General features: G+C 65.3%; 12 protein-coding genes. All 12 read left to right on the top strand.

Annotated features, from left to right (window positions below):
* Window positions 1–227 precede the first annotated feature (227 nt).
* The 12 genes from ectA to M2339_RS12835 all read left to right on the top strand — a co-directional run bounded on the left by ectA (window position 228) and on the right by M2339_RS12835 (window position 15,527).
* Window positions 228–743: a diaminobutyrate acetyltransferase gene (gene ectA, locus M2339_RS12890; RefSeq protein ID WP_264588298.1), complete on the top strand. Its 516-nt coding sequence runs from the start codon at window positions 228–230 to the stop codon at window positions 741–743.
* The gene (ectB, locus tag M2339_RS12885; protein WP_264586340.1) at window positions 740–2,050 is read left to right on the top strand and encodes a diaminobutyrate--2-oxoglutarate transaminase; all 1,311 of its coding nucleotides are present in this window, start codon (window positions 740–742) and stop codon (window positions 2,048–2,050) included. The genes ectA and ectB overlap by 4 nt, the downstream gene beginning before the upstream one ends.
* A 15-nt stretch (window positions 2,051–2,065) precedes the next feature.
* Window positions 2,066–2,479: an ectoine synthase gene (locus tag M2339_RS12880; protein WP_264571465.1), complete on the top strand. Its 414-nt coding sequence runs from the start codon at window positions 2,066–2,068 to the stop codon at window positions 2,477–2,479.
* A 32-nt stretch (window positions 2,480–2,511) separates the two neighbouring features.
* On the top strand, window positions 2,512–3,432 hold the full coding sequence (thpD, locus tag M2339_RS12875; RefSeq protein ID WP_264586341.1) for an ectoine hydroxylase: 921 nt from the start codon (window positions 2,512–2,514) through the stop codon (window positions 3,430–3,432).
* On the top strand, window positions 3,429–4,865 hold the full coding sequence (locus M2339_RS12870; protein ID WP_264586342.1) for an aspartate kinase: 1,437 nt from the start codon (window positions 3,429–3,431) through the stop codon (window positions 4,863–4,865). The genes thpD and M2339_RS12870 overlap by 4 nt, the downstream gene beginning before the upstream one ends.
* Before the next feature lie 23 nt (window positions 4,866–4,888).
* Window positions 4,889–6,124, top strand: coding sequence for an MFS transporter (locus M2339_RS12865; RefSeq protein ID WP_264588299.1), 1,236 nt, complete (start codon window positions 4,889–4,891; stop codon window positions 6,122–6,124).
* Window positions 6,121–7,467 (top strand): MFS transporter, encoded by a 1,347-nt coding sequence (locus tag M2339_RS12860; protein WP_264586343.1) that lies wholly within the window; start codon window positions 6,121–6,123, stop codon window positions 7,465–7,467. The genes M2339_RS12865 and M2339_RS12860 overlap by 4 nt, the downstream gene beginning before the upstream one ends.
* Window positions 7,468–7,646: 179 nt before the next feature.
* Complete coding sequence (locus M2339_RS12855; protein WP_264586344.1) at window positions 7,647–10,547, top strand: TonB-dependent receptor plug domain-containing protein; 2,901 nt, start codon at window positions 7,647–7,649, stop codon at window positions 10,545–10,547.
* Window positions 10,548–10,627: 80 nt separating this feature from the next.
* The gene (locus M2339_RS12850; protein WP_181560826.1) at window positions 10,628–12,100 is read left to right on the top strand and encodes an FAD-dependent oxidoreductase; all 1,473 of its coding nucleotides are present in this window, start codon (window positions 10,628–10,630) and stop codon (window positions 12,098–12,100) included.
* A gap of 178 nt (window positions 12,101–12,278) precedes the next feature.
* A complete protein-coding gene (locus M2339_RS12845) occupies window positions 12,279–13,205 on the top strand; it encodes a hypothetical protein (protein WP_264606382.1) in 927 nt (308 codons plus the stop codon).
* A 34-nt stretch (window positions 13,206–13,239) separates the two neighbouring features.
* Window positions 13,240–14,151, top strand: a complete 912-nt coding sequence (locus tag M2339_RS12840) for a LysR family transcriptional regulator (protein WP_264571458.1) — start codon at window positions 13,240–13,242, stop codon at window positions 14,149–14,151.
* 38 nt (window positions 14,152–14,189) lie between these two features.
* Window positions 14,190–15,527 (top strand): hypothetical protein, encoded by a 1,338-nt coding sequence (locus M2339_RS12835; RefSeq protein WP_264606381.1) that lies wholly within the window; start codon window positions 14,190–14,192, stop codon window positions 15,525–15,527.
* The last annotated feature ends 31 nt before the right edge of the window (window positions 15,528–15,558 follow it).

Raw genomic sequence — 15,558 nt, 5'->3', positions numbered from 1 at the left:
AACGACGGGAGCGGGCGGGTATATGCTTTATCAGATGAACTAAAATTTGCCTCTTCCGCTTGAAGTGAGCGAGAAAAGTGCCATATATGGCCCGGAACGACGCTCTGCACAGCGTCGCGTCTCAGAAAATATAATTCGGGAGATAAACAATCTTTGATCGACAAGCTACAGCGGCTCTTGAGCCGCCAAGGGCTTCTGCGCACTTTTTAGATCGCGAGGGGCGATCTATCTCGCTTCGAAAGCCCGCCGCCACGGACGGGCCTGCCGTCAGTGCCCTGATTGCCGCATCACCACCGCTGGATGCGAACTCCGCCTATTGCAACCTCCTGCAATGCACCGATTTCGCCGATAGCTGTGCTGTGGCGGAATGCGATGGCGCGCTGGTGGGCTGGGTGTCTGGCTATCGCGTGCCACAATCGCCCGAGACGTTGTTCGTCTGGCAGGTGGCCATCGCCGCCTCCATGCGGGGCCATGGCCTCGCAGGGCGGATGATGGAGTCCTTGCTGGCGCGCCCGCAGCAGCATGGCGTGACCCACATCACGACCACGATCACGCGGGACAACCGTGCATCCTGGGCGCTGTTCGAAGGACTGGCGCGGCGGTGGAACGTCCCCATCGAGAAGACCGCGCGCTTTGGGCGCGAGCCGCATTTTGCCGGAGCGCACGCCACCGAGTGGCAGGCGCGCCTCGGCCCGCTGCCTCATCTGGCAGCCGCAACAGAAGAAGGAACGCTGACAGCATGACCGCCAACATCTTGCCCCACCCCACGGCTCGCAAACCCGACACCGCCATTTACGAGCGGCGGGAATCCGGCGTGCGCAGCTATGCACGCTCCATGCCGCGCCAGTTCAACCGCGCGCAGGGCGTCTGGATGCACGACAATCAGGGCGGCCGCTATCTCGACTTCCTCTCGGGCTGCTCGACGCTCAACTACGGCCATAATCATCCGGTGCTCAAAAGCGCGCTGGTCGATTATGTCGCCAGCGACGGCATCACCCACGGCCTCGACCTGCACACCGATGCGAAGGCGGATTTTCTCGCTGCGCTGGAAGAGGTCATTCTGCGCCCGCGCGGACTGGATTATCGGGCCATGTTCACCGGGCCGACCGGCACCAATGCGGTCGAGGCGGCGATCAAGCTCGCCCGCAAGATCACCGGTCGCGAGATGGTGATCGCGTTCACCAACGGCTTCCATGGCATGACGCTGGGCGCGCTGGCCTGCACCGGCAATGCCGCCAAGCGCGGTGGCGCCGGCGTGCCACTGAGCCATGTCGCGCATGAGCCATATGATGGCTATCATGGGCCGGACGTCGACACGGCCGAGCTGCTGGAACGGCGCCTGTCCGATCCGTCGAGCGGCCTCGATGCGCCGGCCGCCATTCTGGTGGAGACGGTGCAGGGCGAGGGCGGGCTCAATGTCGCGTCGGCGGAATGGCTGCGCAAGATCGCCGCGATCGCCAAGCGCCACGGCGCGCTGCTGATTATCGACGATATTCAGGCGGGCTGCGGCCGCACCGGCAACTTCTTCAGCTTCGAGGGCATGGGCTTCACACCGGACATCGTGACGATGGCGAAGTCGCTTTCCGGCATGGGCCTGCCCTTTGCGCTCACTCTGTTCAGCCCCGCGCTCGATCAATGGTCGCCGGGCGAGCATAATGGCACCTTCCGGGGCAACAACCATGCCTTCGTGACCGCCACGGCCGCGCTTCGCCATTTCTGGAGCGACGACACATTCCAGCAGGACATTGCCCGGCGCGGCGCACTGCTGGAGCGGCGGCTGGAGGCGATGGCCGCCGAACATGGCCTTTCCACCCGCGGTCGCGGCATGATGCGCGGCATCGATGTCGGCTCGGGCGAGGTCGCCGAAACCATCACCGCCGCCTGCTTTGCGCAGGGGCTCATCATCGAAACCAGCGGCGCGCATGACGAGATCGTGAAGGTGCTCGCGCCTCTCGTGATCGAGGACGACGTGCTGTCGGCCGGCCTCGACATTCTCGAGGAGAGCATCCGGTCCGCGCTGAGCGTCCCTTATGGCGTCGCCGCAGAGTAAGAGGAGATACGCATTATGATCGTTCGCAAGCTGCAGGACATCCGCAAGACGGACCGCAACGTGAAGTCCAAGGGCTGGGAGAGCGCACGCCTCCTCCTGAAGGATGACGATATGGGCTTTTCCTTCCACGTCACCACCATGCACGCCGGTGAGGAACTGCACATGCATTACCAGAACCATCTGGAGGCGGTGCTGGTCCTCAAGGGCACCGGCACCATCGAGGATCTGGGCACCGGCGTGACGCACAAGCTCTCGCCCGGCGTCATGTACGCCCTCAACGACCATGACCGGCACATCGTGCGCCCGGAGACGGACATATTGTGCGCCTGCACCTTCAATCCGCCGGTGACCGGCAAGGAAGTCCATGACGAACATGGTGCCTATCCCGCCGACACCAGTGCCCCGCGCGAGCCCGCGCTCGCCGACTGAACCATCTTTCAACCATTAGAAGGGGGAGAAGCATGCAAGACCTCTACCCATCCCGCCACGATAGCGTGGCGGCCTTTTCGCCGCGCCGCGACCCCGTCGTTCACAGCGACTGGAGCGAGGACGCACCCATCAGCCGCGCACAGGCCGAGCGCTTCGACCGCGACGGCTATCTGGTACTGGAAGACCTGTTTTCCGGCGAGGAAGTCGCGTTCCTCCAGCGCCACGCCGGCAAGCTGCTGGCCGATCCCGATGCGCTGGAAGACGAAACGGTGATCAGCGAGCCGGGCAGCCGCGAGATCCGCTCCATCTTCCGCATCCACGCGCAAAGTCCGGTGCTCGGGCGGCTGGCCGCCGATGCGCGCCTGGCCGAGGTCGCCCGCTTCCTGCTGGGCGACGAGGTGTACATCCACCAGTCCCGGCTCAATTATAAGCCTGGCTTTCGCGGCAAGGAATTCTACTGGCACAGCGATTTCGAGACCTGGCATGTGGAGGACGGGATGCCGCGCATGCGGGCGTTGTCCATGTCCGTGCTGCTGGCCGAAAACACGCCGCATAACGGCCCGCTGATGCTGATCCCCGGATCGCATCGCCAGTTCCTCACCTGCGTCGGCGAAACGCCGCAGGACCATTATCGCCAGTCACTCAAGAAGCAGGAATATGGTGTGCCGGACGAGGACAATCTCGCCGAGCTGGCCGACACGTTCGGCATCGTGGCGCCGACCGGCAAGCCCGGATCCGTGGTGATCTTCGACTGCAACATCATGCATGGGTCGAATGGCAACATCACGCCCTTCCCGCGCGCCAATGCCTTTCTGGTCTACAATGCCGTCTGCAACCGGCTGGTCGCGCCCTTCGGCGTCGAGACGCCGCGCCCGGCCTTCATCGCCGCGCGGGGCGAGCCGCAGGCGATCACGCCTGTGAAGGGACCGTTGATGGAGGAGGCGCTGGCATGAGCCATAGTGTGGAAAAGATCGGCGGCACATCCATGGCCGCGACGACGACTTTGTTCGACAATGTGCTGATCGCCGGCCGCAAGGGCGCCGATCTCTACAACCGCATCTTCGTCGTCTCGGCCTATGCCGGCATGACCGACCTGCTGCTGGAACACAAGAAGAGCGGCGAGCCGGGGGTCTATGCCCGCTTCGTCGCGGATGACGATGCCGACGGCTGGCGCCACGCCATGAACGCGGTGTGCGATGCGATGAAGACGCGCAACGCCGGGATGTTCGTGCGCGAAGAAAGCCTCGCCGAAGCGGATGCCTTTGTCGAGATGCGGATTGCCACCGTCGCTGCCTGCCTCGATGATCTGGCGCGGCTGCGCAGTCACGGGCGCTTCTGCCTCAAGGAGCAGCTGGTGACGGTGCGCGAGCTGCTCGCTGGCCTCGGCGAGGCGCACAGCGCGCATTCGACGGCGCTGCTGCTGCGCGACCGGGGCGTCAACGCCGCGTTCGTTGATCTCACCTTGTGGGACCAGCAGGACATGCGCGAACTGGATGAGCGCATCCTGCAGGCCTTCGCGTCCATCGATCTCAGCAACACGCTGCCGATCGTGACCGGCTATGCCGGATGCAGCGAGGGCATGGTGCGGCTCTATGCCCGTGGCTATTCGGAAATGACCTTCTCGCGCATCGCGGTGCTGACCGGCGCACGCGAAGCGGTCATCCATAAGGAATTCCACCTTTCGAGCGCCGACCCGCGCCTCGTCGGGACGGACAAGGCCCGCAAGATCGGCCGCACCAATTATGACGTGGCCGATCAGCTCGCCAATCTGGGCATGGAGGCCATTCACCCCGGCGCCGGGCGGGGCTTGCGTCAGACGGAGATCCCGCTGCGCGTGCGCAATGCCTTCGACCGGGAGGATGGCGGCACGCTCATCTGCGGCAAATATGTCTCCGATACGCCGCGCGTTGAAATCGTGACCGGCGTGCGCCAGGCGCAGGCCCTGCAGTTCTTCGAGCAGGATATGGTCGGGGTGAAGGGCTATGACGCCGCGATCCTCGAGGCGTTGACTCGCCATGGCGCGTGGATCGTCAGCAAGGCCTCTAATGCCAACACCATCACCCATTATCTCTCGACGGACGCCCCGACGGTGAAGCGCGTGATCGCGGATCTGCAGGGACGCTACCCCGATGCCGCGATCTCCGCCCAGCCGGTGGCGATCGTCTCGGTGATTGGCAGCGACATCTCGCGGGCGGGGCTGCTGGCCGATGCCTTGCGCGCGCTCGCGGATGAAGGCGTGCCGATCATCGCGATGCAGCACCAGATCCGCAATGTCGACGTGCAGTTCATCGTCGCTGTCGAGGATTATGAGACCGCCGTCGGCGCTCTCCACCGCGCCTTGGTGGAGGATGACGCGGCCATGACGGAGGACCGGCGCGCGGCTTGAACCCGCGCGCTGCTCCACCCCTGATGCTCGCCGCGATCCAGCCCGTCCGCAGCCTCCTGCTCGCCATCTTCATGCTGATGGCGGGCAGTGGCTTTTTGTCGACGCTGATCAGCCTGCGACTGGAGCGGGCCGGGGCGGGAACGATCGTGATCGGCGTGGTCGCCACGGCCTATTTCGCCGGGCTGGTGGTCGGCGCGCTTCGGGCCGGCGAGATCGTCCGGCGGGTGGGGCATATCCGCGCCTTTGCGGTGTTCGTCTCGCTGCTCTCGGCGAGCACGCTCTCTTATGCCCTGATCCAGTCCGCGCCGTTCTGGGCAGGCCTGCGCCTGATCGATGGCCTGTGCGTCGCCGGGGTCTTCATCTGCCTCGAAAGCTGGCTCAACGATCGGGCGGAGATGGAGACGCGCGGCAGCATCCTCGCTGCCTATATGGTCGCGCTCTATCTCGGGCAGGCAGTAGGCCAGCTGCTGCTCGGTGCCAGTGGCACGCTGCCGGCCGCGCCGTTTCTGCTCGCGTCCATTCTCATCTCGCTGGCGATCATTCCGCTCTGTCTCACCCGCAGCAGCGCGCCGGCGCCGGTCGATGCGGAAGCCTTCACCATTCGGGGCCTGTACGCCGCCTCGCCGCTCGGCACGGTCGGCGCGGTGGCGACGGGCCTGATGCTTGGCGCCTTTTACGGCATGGCGGCAGTCCATGTACGGCGGCTGGGGCTGGACCTGAGCGCCACGGCCACGTTCATGATGATTGTCATCCTCGGAGGCGTGGCCCTGCAATGGCCGCTGGGCCGCCTGTCCGACCGGCTGGACCGGCGGCGCGTCATCGTCGGCTGCTTCACCGCCACGCTGGTCGTCAGCCTGATGCTCGCCACGCTGGCATCGCGCGGGCTGGACCTGCTGGTGCTCGGCGCCTTATTCGGTGGGCTGAGCTTTGCGCTGTATCCGCTCTGCGTCGCGCACTGCAACGACCGGTTGCTGGCGGCCGAGCGCGTCGCGGCGAGCGGGCGGCTAGTGCTGCTCTACTCGGCCGGCGCTGCCGCCGGTCCGCTGGGTGCGGCACTGCTGATGAGCGCGGCGCCCGTGGGCGGCCTGTTCTTCTTCATCGCCCTGTGCGCGGGCCTGACGCTCGCTTTCGGCCTCTGGCGGCAGGCCTCGACGCCGCCTGTGCCAGCGCCGGATCAGCAGGACTTCCAGATCGTCCCGCGTACCACGCCCATGGCCTCGCTGCTGGACCCCAACACTGTCGACGGACACGCCGAATGACCGCTTCCTCGCTATCAGCCTCCCCCGACCAGCCGGTCGAGACTGCCACGCTGCGCCGCGCGATCGCGGCTTCGGCATTAGGCAACGCCACCGAATGGTTCGATTACGGCATCTATGCCTATGGGGTGACCTATATCTCGGCTGCGCTCTTCCCGGGCGATCTGGATGATGCGGTGCTGTTCGCGCTCGCGACCTTCGCCATCTCCTTTCTGGTGCGTCCGCTCGGCGGGCTGTTCTGGGGACCGCTGGGCGACCGGCTGGGGCGCAAGTCGGTGCTCGCGTTCACCATTCTGCTGATGTCGGGCGCCACGCTCGCGGTCGGGCTTATCCCGTCCTATGCCAGCATCGGCCTCTGGGCGCCCGCGCTGCTCATCCTGCTGCGGATGGTGCAGGGCTTCTCGACGGGCGGCGAATATGGCGGCGCGGCAACCTTCATGGCGGAATATGCGCCCGACAAAAGGCGCGGCTTTTACGGCAGCTTTCTCGAATTCGGCACGCTGGCCGGCTTCTCCTTCGGCGCGATCCTCATGCTGAGCTTCTCGATGCTGCTCGGGGAGGCGCAAATGTATGAATGGGGCTGGCGCATTCCGTTCCTGGTGGCGGGGCCGATGGGACTTGTCGGCATGTATTTGCGCTCGCGCATGGAGGACACGCCGGTCTTCCGCGCCCATGAGAGCGAAGCGCGGCCTTCGGTTTCGCTCCGCCAGCTCATGCACAGCCACTGGCGCCCGATGCTGGTCGTGGGCGGACTGGTCGTCGCGCTCAATGTCGTCAACTATACGCTGCTCAGCTACATGCCGACCTATCTCGAGCGGCGCATCGGCCTCACCGCGCAACATGCGCTGATCGTCCCGATTGTCGGCATGCTGTTCATGATGCTGTTCCTGCCCTTTGCCGGTTCGCTCTCGGACCGGATCGGGCGCAAGCCGATGTGGCGCTTCTCGCTCATCGGCCTGGTGGTCTGCGTCGTGCCGCTCTATCTGCTCATGGGTACGGGCTTCCTCGGCGCCACGATTGCATTCGTGTTGCTCGGCCTCCTCTATGTGCCCCAGCTGGCGACGATCTCAGCGACATTCCCGGCGCTGTTCCCGACCGCCGCGCGCTTCGCCGGCTTCGCGATTGCCTATAATGTCTCCACGTCCATCTTCGGTGGCACGGCGCCGGCCATTGGCAGCGGCCTGATCACACTGACCGGGAACGAGCTGATGCCGGCCTTCTATATGATGCTGGCCTGTCTGGTCGGGCTGGTTGCCTTGCGCTTCATGCCGGAAACGGCAGGCCGCTCGCTTCACGAAGATGTTTTTGCTCGCGGTGACCGCCCCGGGAGGCCGACGCGCCACTGACCATTCTCGAATCGAGAATGCACCTCCAAAGCTACATGGCCTTCTGAACTGGCCCTCTCGCGCGTACCGCAGATCCTATCGCGCTCAGCCCCGACGGGAATCGTGTCGAACCAAGCTCTGCTGGTTCGGGTCTTCGTTCTGGCGATGCGCAATAAGAGCTTGAGCAGGGAGAGGATCAGATGAAAGCTATCAGCGCAGCCCGTTCGCGGTTCCATTTGGGCGTTTGCATTGCGGCAATGCTGTGCCCCCTCAGCGGCGCCTTGGCGCAGGTGAGCGACGATACCGCCGAGCCGGCGACGGCCCAGGTTACGAGCGCGCAGCCGGAAGGCACTGGTGCGGCGTCTTCTGGCGGCGCAGCGGCCGATCAGGACATCGTCGTCACCGGCTCGCGCATTCAGGCGAGCGGCTTCACGGCGCCGACGCCGACCTCGGTCATCAGCACCGCGCAGATTCAGTCCGTGGCGCCGACGCGGGTCGATGACGCGCTCCGCCTCATCCCGGCCTTTTCGACGACGGGCAACGGCGTTGCGCGGGCCTTGTCATCCGCGACGGTGGTTGCCGATCTGCGCAATGTCGGCGCGCAGCGCACGCTGGTGCTGGTCGATGGCCGCCGCCATGTCGCGACCGCGCCGGAGGGCACGGTCGACCTCGGCGTCATCCCGGCCATTCTCATTGAACGCACGGAAGTCGTCACCGGCGGTGCTTCGGCATCCTGGGGCTCGGACGCCGTGTCCGGCGTGATCAACCTCATTCTCAAGTCAAAACTCCAAGGCGTCGAGGGCACGGTTCAGAGCGGCATTTCGCAATATGGCGATGCCCAGAACGTGCTGGCAGGGCTGGCGGCCGGAACCAGCTTTGGCGGCGGGCGCGGCCATATTCTGATCGGCGGCGAATATTCCAAGAATGAGGGCATCGGCCAGACGCCCTATCGCCCGCGCCCCTGGGTGAGCCGTGGCGTCGCCGGCAACTCGGCTTATGCGCAAAATGGCCTGCCTGCGACCATCTATGCGGACGACGTGCGCCGCACCGACCTGTGGGAAGGTGGCCTGATCACCAGCGGCCCGCTGCGTGGCACAACCTTCCTCCCGGGGCAGCAGACCGGCCAGTTCGGCTATGGCGAAGTGTTCGGCAACCGGATGATCGGCGGCACGAGCAACTACACCGAGATCATTAATCCCGGCGGCAACCTCCAGCAGCCGGTCGAGCGCTATTCGGCGATGGCCCGCGTCTCCTATGAGGTGGTCGACAACCTCACTCTGTTCGCGGAAGGCAGCTTCGCGCGGTCGATCACCAATGGCTATTTCGCCGAGCCGCGTCAGCAGGGCTCCGTCACCGGCAACCCCACCTGTTCGGCGACCACCATTCCCGGCGGGCAGACCGGCAATGTGCTGGTGCCGATCACCAACCCCTATCTGAGCGACGACTTCCGCACGCGTGCGCTTGCCGCCGGCGTCACCTGCTTCAACTTCGGTCGCTCTCTGCGCGAGCAGGGCTTGGGCGCCGTGCGCGGACATGTCGGTTCGCCGTCGGTCTATCGCGGCGTCGTCGGCGTGGAAGGCACGCTCGGGGACTGGTCGTTCGACGCTTATTACCAATATGGCCGCAACCACTTCGTCCAGGAGTATGTCGGCCAGATCAACATGATCAATTACCGCAAGGCGATCGACGCCGTGCGCTCCGGCAGCAACATCGTTTGCCGCGTGAATGCCGATGCCAATCCGCTCAATGACGACCCGGCGTGCGCGCCGCTCAATCTGTTCGGCTTTGGATCGCCCTCGCAGGAAGCCATTGCCTACATCACCGGCACGTCGCGTTTCGACCTCATCACCAAGCAGCAAGTGGCGGCGTTCAGCGCCAATGGCGCGCTGTTTGAAGGCTGGGCCGGCCCGATCAACGCCGCGTTCGGCGCGGAGTATCGCGAAGAGTCGATCGACGCGACGGTGGACGCCATTTCGCAGGCGGGCCAGTGGCAGAGCGGCGCGCGCCAGCCGATCGCCGGCAGCTATAATGTGAAGGAAGTGTTCGGCGAACTGGCGATCCCGCTGTTGAAGGATCTGCCGTTCATTCGCTCGTTCGATCTCAACCTCGCCGCGCGCTACACGGACTACAGCACATCGGGTGGCGTCACGACCTGGAAGGTCGGCGGCACATGGGAATTGTCGAGCGAACTGCGGCTTCGCGCCACGCGGTCCCGCGACATCCGGGCGGGCAATTTTGCCGAGCTGTTCGCGCCGACGACGGTGGCGCGCCAGAACATTCGCGATCCGCGCCGGTCGACCAACTACACCGTCGAGGTCGCATCTCTGGGCAACCCCAATCTCGATCCTGAAAAGGCCGATACGCTCACGGCGGGCATCGTCTATCAGCCCCGCTGGCTGGACGGCCTGCGTCTCTCGGTCGATTATTACGATATCGACATCAAGGGCGTGATCGGGACGATCTCCGCGAACGAGGTGCTCGAGCGCTGTTATGTCGATGGCATTTCCGACTTCTGCGGCCTCGTCACGACCTCTGGCGGCGCCCCGGCCGGCGACATCACCGGTGTGACGGTCCGCTTCGAGAATCTGGATCGTCTGAAGACCAAGGGCGTCGACTTCGAAGCCGCTTATCGCTCATCGCTGGAGAACATCTTCGGTCAGGGCGCCGGGTCGCTCTCCATTCGCCTGCTGGGGACATATCTGGACACATTGGCCACCACGGCCGTGTCCACCGCCAGCACGGAAGAACGGGCAGGCGAATATGTGACGCCGCACTGGCGCGTGTCCGGCCTCGTCACGCATGAACTGGGCCGCCTGACGAGCACGCTGGACCTGCGCTGGCTGCAGGGCGGCAAGATCGACAATGATTTCGTTGTCGGCACCGGCACGCTGAACAGCATCAACTTCAACGATACGAAGAACACCTTCTACACCAACGCGACGTTCACGGTCGATGTCTCGCGGGACGCCGATCGGAGCCGGGAGATGTTCATTCGCCTGAACAATATCTTCAATGTCGCGCCGCCCTTCCCGGACCAGGCATCGCCCTTGTTCGATCAGGTCGGGCGCGCATTCCGCGTCGGTCTGCGGTTCAAGATGTAAGGGCGCCCGCGCTTCACCAACACTCATGGGATGGCGCCCGCAGCGCCATCCCTCCCCAGAAAGGATATGGTTCGCCGATTATGGACAGACCTAAAGTTCAGGAAGTTCGCCAGTCGGAGGATCGTTTTCTGGCCTCTGACGTGTTCGAGACGGGTGGTCGGGTGCTGCCGCGGGCCAATGGCACGGGGACCTGGGTCGAGCCCGCGCGCGAGATTCCGGTGTATCACAGCTGCGACGTGCTGGTGGTCGGCGGCGGGCCTTCGGGCACGGCGGCGGCCTGGGCGGCGGCGCAGGCCGGGGCCGATGTGGTGCTGATGGAGCGCTATAATCATCTGGGCGGTCTTTCCACGGGCGGCCTCGTCATCTGGATCGATCGGATGACCGACTGGACCGGTCGCCAGGTCATCCAGGGCTTTGCCAATGATGTGCTTGGGCGCCTGCCCGCCGCGGGCCTTGCCGGGCCGCCGCGCGCCGACTGGGGCTCGCGCGATCCCAAGAAGGCGAGCTACTGGGGCCAGCGCACTGCGGCCTTCCACGGCACGGTCTGCTGGTCGCCAACGCTCGATCCCGAGCGGTTGAAGCTGATCAGCCAGGAGATGCTGCTGGCAGCCGGCGTGCGGCTGGTGTTCCACAGCTGGGCAGCAGTGCCGATGGTTGCCGATGGCAAGGTCGAGGGTGTGGTGTTCGAATCCAAGGCCGGGCGTCAGGCGCTGCGTGCCAAGGTGGTGGTCGATACCACCGGCGATGGCGACATCTTCGCGCGGGCGGGGGCCGAGTTCGATACCGATATCGAGGAAGGCGACGTCCATCACAGCGCCAATACCGGCTTCATGCTGGGCGGTGTGGACATGGACCGCTGGCTGGCCTTCCGCGCCAATGAGCCCGAGCAATATGCCGAGTTCGCCAAGCTCGGCCGTGAGCGGCTCGGCTTCTTCCAGCCGCCTTATGTCTCCTGGCGCAACGACATCGCGCTGTTCCTCGGCCCGCGCCAATCCGGCCTGTCCGCGCTGGATGTGGATGACCAGACCGAGTTGGAGATCCGCTCGCACCGCTTCATGCAGACGCATTGCGAGTTCTTCCTCGAACATGCGCCGGGCTTCGAGCAATGCTATATGCTGCAGAGCGGCTCGCAGCTTGGCGTGCGGCACACAAGGCGTCTGGCCGGCATGGGCAAGATCCTGCGCAGCCAGTGGGCCGACGGCATTGCGCTCCCGGACGAGGTTGGCGTCAGCCCTTCGGTCAGCCTCAAATATCCGGTGATCTCGGTGCCCTATGGCGCGCTGGTGCCGCGCAAGCTCGATGGCTTGCTGGCAGGCGGCAAGCACATCAGCTGCGATGCCAACTCGCATGGCTTCATGCGCGAGATCCCGCAATGCTGGCTGACCGGCCAGGCCGCTGGCGCCGCAGCCGCGCTCAGCGTGAACGCCGGCGTCCAGCCGCGCGCGCTGGATGTGGCCAGCCTGCAGGCAGAGTTGCGCAGGCAGGGCGTGTTCCTGCATGACCAGCCCGGTGAGATGAGCCAGACAGCGCAGGCAGCCAGCCGGCAGGCCTGAGGCGCCCATAGAGACGATGGAGAGGATCAGAGAGATGCGCAGCGGTAACAGGACGAAGCGAACATATGCCGGGTTGCTGGCCGGTCTCCTGATCTCTCCGATCCTCGCCGGCGCCTCTCCCGCGACGGCTCAGGCGCCGACATCGCGCTCGACCGAGAGTGTCAAAGTCTCGGCCGTGGTGGCTGAGCGCATTGGCTCAGGCCCCGTCATCTATCCGGACATGCCGGGGCTGGAAGGCGATCTAGGCAACAATATCAACGGCCCGTCGGTGATCCGGGTGCCGAGCTGGATCAAGAATCCGCTCGGCAAATATTATATGTATTTCGGCCATCATCGCGGCGGCTACATCCGCCTGGCTTATGCCGATCGGCCCGAAGGCCCCTGGACCGTCTATAAGGATGGCACATTGCGGCTGGAGCAGACCTCGGCGCTGCACCACATCTCGTCTCCCGATGCCGTCGTGGATGAAGAGAATAAGCGGATCGTGCTCTATTATCATGGCGCCACCGAGATGCCTGGTGGCGACTATGGCGGCCGGCCCTATGTCCAGCGCAGCTTTGCTGCGACGTCACCCGATGGATTGAGCTTCACCGCAGCGTCCGGCGCGTTCGGGGCGCCCTATATTCGCGTGTTCAGCTACAAGGGCAACAGCTACGGATTGGGCATGGCCGACAAGGCGAGCGCCTATCCCGTCTGGCTGCGCAGTGGCCAGTTCTTCCGGTCGGCATCGCTCCTGCCGCCGTTCGAAGCCGGCCCGCGCATTCTAGATGAGATGCGTCATGCCGGCGTGACGCGCATCGGCGATACGCTGCATGTCTTCTACACCAATGTAGGGGATTCGCCCGAGCGCATCCTCCATGCCAGCGTCGATCTGCGGCCGGATTGGTCGGAGTGGACGGCTTCGACGCCAACAGAAGTGATGCGCCCGGAAAAGGCCTATGAAGGCGCCAATCTGCCTTTGGTCTCCTCGCGCGGGGGCATGGCGACGGGCGCGGAGCATGCCTTGCGCGATCCCGGCGTTCTCAACGACGACGGCCGCATCTATCTCTATTATGCCGTCTCCGGCGAGAAGGGGATTGCGGTGGCGCGGGTGACTTTCAAATGATGACGCGCGGGCGGCCATTCGTGAGCGCGCCCTGATGGATACGCTGCTCAACATGCGCGCCTTTCTGGCCGTGGTTGAATGCGGCAGTCTCGCTGCTGCCGCGCGCAAGCTCAATATCGCGCCGTCGGTCATGTCCAAGCGGATCGGGCGGCTGGAGGATGAACTGGGCGCGGTGCTGTTCGTCAGGACGCCGCGCAAGGCCGAGCTGACGGCCTTTGGCGAGCGCCAATTGCCGCGCGTCCGCGCGCTGGTGCGCCAGACCGACGATGTCGTCGCCGGCGCGCGTCGATCCCGCCAGGCGCTGGACGGGCACCTGCGGATCAAGTGCCCGACCACGGTGGCCAGCAGCTATTTCGGGCGCTTCTTCGCGGATTTCGTGCAGAGCCATGTCGGCGTCAGCATCGATCTCATGCTGGTCGATCGGTCCGTGAACCCCATCGAGGAGGGCTTCGATCTGGCGATCGGCGCCATGGCCGCTTCTTATGCCGGGGTGATGGATGTTCCCCTGTGCGAGCATCCGATGGTGATCTGCGCCGCGCCGTCCTATCTGGCCCGGCGGGGGCACCCCAAGCATCCGCGCGAGCTGGTCGAGCATGATTGCCTCAACTCGCAGTCGATCGGGGGGACCTGGGTCTTCGAAAGCGAGTCAGGCGATCTGGCGGTCGATGTCAGTTCGCGCTTTGCGGTCAACACCGCCATCGTCCTGCGCGATGCCGCTCTGAGGGGCGCGGGGATCGTCATGCTGAGCGAGTTCGTCTCGCGCGAGGCCGTGCGCGCTGGCCGGCTGGTGCAACTGCTGCCGGACTTTCCAGTCAAATCTCTCTGGCTCAAAGCGCTGGTTCCCAATGTCAAAATGAGCCTGCCGCTGGTGCAGGCGCTGATCGAAGATCTCCTCGCCTTCACCCAGCCCGTGGCGCCCTGGGACCGGGCGGACCCGGCCAACTGAACCAGCGCCTGCGGGCGACCCATAGAAGGAACACATCGATGCAGAGCAGGCGTGATATGCTTCAGGCTTCTGTCGGGCTGGCGGGCGTTGCCGTCTGGGCTGGCGGAGCGCCGGCCTCGGCTGCATCCGATCCGGCACCCGCCGGCGCCGCGCCCTTCGTGTCTCCGCTGCAAAAGCAGCTGCGCGAAGACATGGAGACCTACGCCTCGTTCGGGAGCAAGGTCTCGGGCTCTGCGGGCGATCTTGCCACTGCGGCGTGGATCGGCAAGCGCCTCGCGACGGCCGGCTTCAAGGTCGATGAGGTCAAGTTCCCCATTCCCACATTCGAGCCGGCGGTGACGGAGTTGCGCGCCGGGGACAAGCGGGTCGCGGTGACCGCGCAGCCGGTCGTCGTCCCCACGCCGGCGAAGGGCATTACCGCACCGGCCGTTCTGGTCCGCGATGCGTTCGAGGCGCAGGGCGTCGCCGGGAAGATCGCCATCGTCGTCCTGCCTTATGGTCGCCACGCGGCGATTTTCTCGGGCGAGGTCAAGCCGATGCTGGATCGAGTCATCCCCAATAAGCCGGCCGCGATCGTCATCGTGACGACCGGGCCGACCGGCAGCATCGTGGCGCTCAACACCCGGCTGAAGCCCATCGCGGACGTGCCCATCGCGCTCATGGCGCCGCGCGATCTGCCGATCGTCGCCGAAGCGGTTGCCGCACGCCGGCCCCTGACCCTCATTCTCACCGGGAAAAGCGCGACCGGCCACAGCAGCAATATCATCGCGCGACGCGAGGCGGGCCCCAAGTGGCTGGCTTTCTCCACGCCCCGCTCGGGCTGGGGCGTCAGCGTCGGCGAGCGGGCGCCCGGGACTGCCGCCTTTCTGGAGCTGTGTCGCTGGGCCGCGATCCGCTGCCCGGACCATTCGCTCTTCGCCATCAACGCGGGCGGGCATGAGCTCGATTTCGCCGGCACGCACCACTCTCTCTCCGAGGGGCCGCCAGCCGCCCAGACACAGATCTGGACCCATCTGGGCGCCGGGCTCGCCACCCGCGATGCCTATGAGGTGCTGAGCCGCAATCACCAGCTTCTCTCCTGCGCCGATCCGCAGCGCGTCCTGATGACGTCGCCGGGCTTGATGGCAGAGACCACTGAGGCGTTTCGCGGGCTTGCGGGTTATGAGCGGCCGATCGAAGTCGTCGGTGGCGCGGGTGAGCTGTCTTCGATCATCGACCGGGGCTATGTGAACGCCTTCGCCGGCTTGGGCATCCATCGCTGGTGCCATGTTGAGGACGATACGATCGACAAGGTCGATGCCGCGCTGCTCGAACCGGTTGTGGAAGCCCATCGCGCCGTGGTCGAAGCGGCCGTCGCGCGGGCAGTGAGGGGTTAGGCGGGATCTTGAGCCTCTCCTCGGAAGAGGA

The sequence above is a fragment of the Sphingobium sp. B2D3C genome (genome assembly GCF_025961835.1).
GTDB lineage: Bacteria > Pseudomonadota > Alphaproteobacteria > Sphingomonadales > Sphingomonadaceae > Sphingobium.
Note: the sequence above shows the minus strand (reverse complement) of the source record. Positions and strands in the feature narration are given on the sequence as shown.

Coding starts and splice junctions, on each gene's coding strand:
- ectB (WP_264586340.1), top strand. CDS start 740: ATGACCGCCAACATCTTGCCCCACCCCACGGCTCGCAAACCCGACACC.
- M2339_RS12880 (WP_264571465.1), top strand. CDS start 2,066: ATGATCGTTCGCAAGCTGCAGGACATCCGCAAGACGGACCGCAACGTG.
- thpD (WP_264586341.1), top strand. CDS start 2,512: ATGCAAGACCTCTACCCATCCCGCCACGATAGCGTGGCGGCCTTTTCG.
- M2339_RS12870 (WP_264586342.1), top strand. CDS start 3,429: ATGAGCCATAGTGTGGAAAAGATCGGCGGCACATCCATGGCCGCGACG.
- M2339_RS12865 (WP_264588299.1), top strand. CDS start 4,889: ATGCTCGCCGCGATCCAGCCCGTCCGCAGCCTCCTGCTCGCCATCTTC.
- M2339_RS12860 (WP_264586343.1), top strand. CDS start 6,121: ATGACCGCTTCCTCGCTATCAGCCTCCCCCGACCAGCCGGTCGAGACT.
- M2339_RS12855 (WP_264586344.1), top strand. CDS start 7,647: ATGAAAGCTATCAGCGCAGCCCGTTCGCGGTTCCATTTGGGCGTTTGC.
- M2339_RS12850 (WP_181560826.1), top strand. CDS start 10,628: ATGGACAGACCTAAAGTTCAGGAAGTTCGCCAGTCGGAGGATCGTTTT.
- M2339_RS12840 (WP_264571458.1), top strand. CDS start 13,240: ATGGATACGCTGCTCAACATGCGCGCCTTTCTGGCCGTGGTTGAATGC.
- M2339_RS12835 (WP_264606381.1), top strand. CDS start 14,190: ATGCAGAGCAGGCGTGATATGCTTCAGGCTTCTGTCGGGCTGGCGGGC.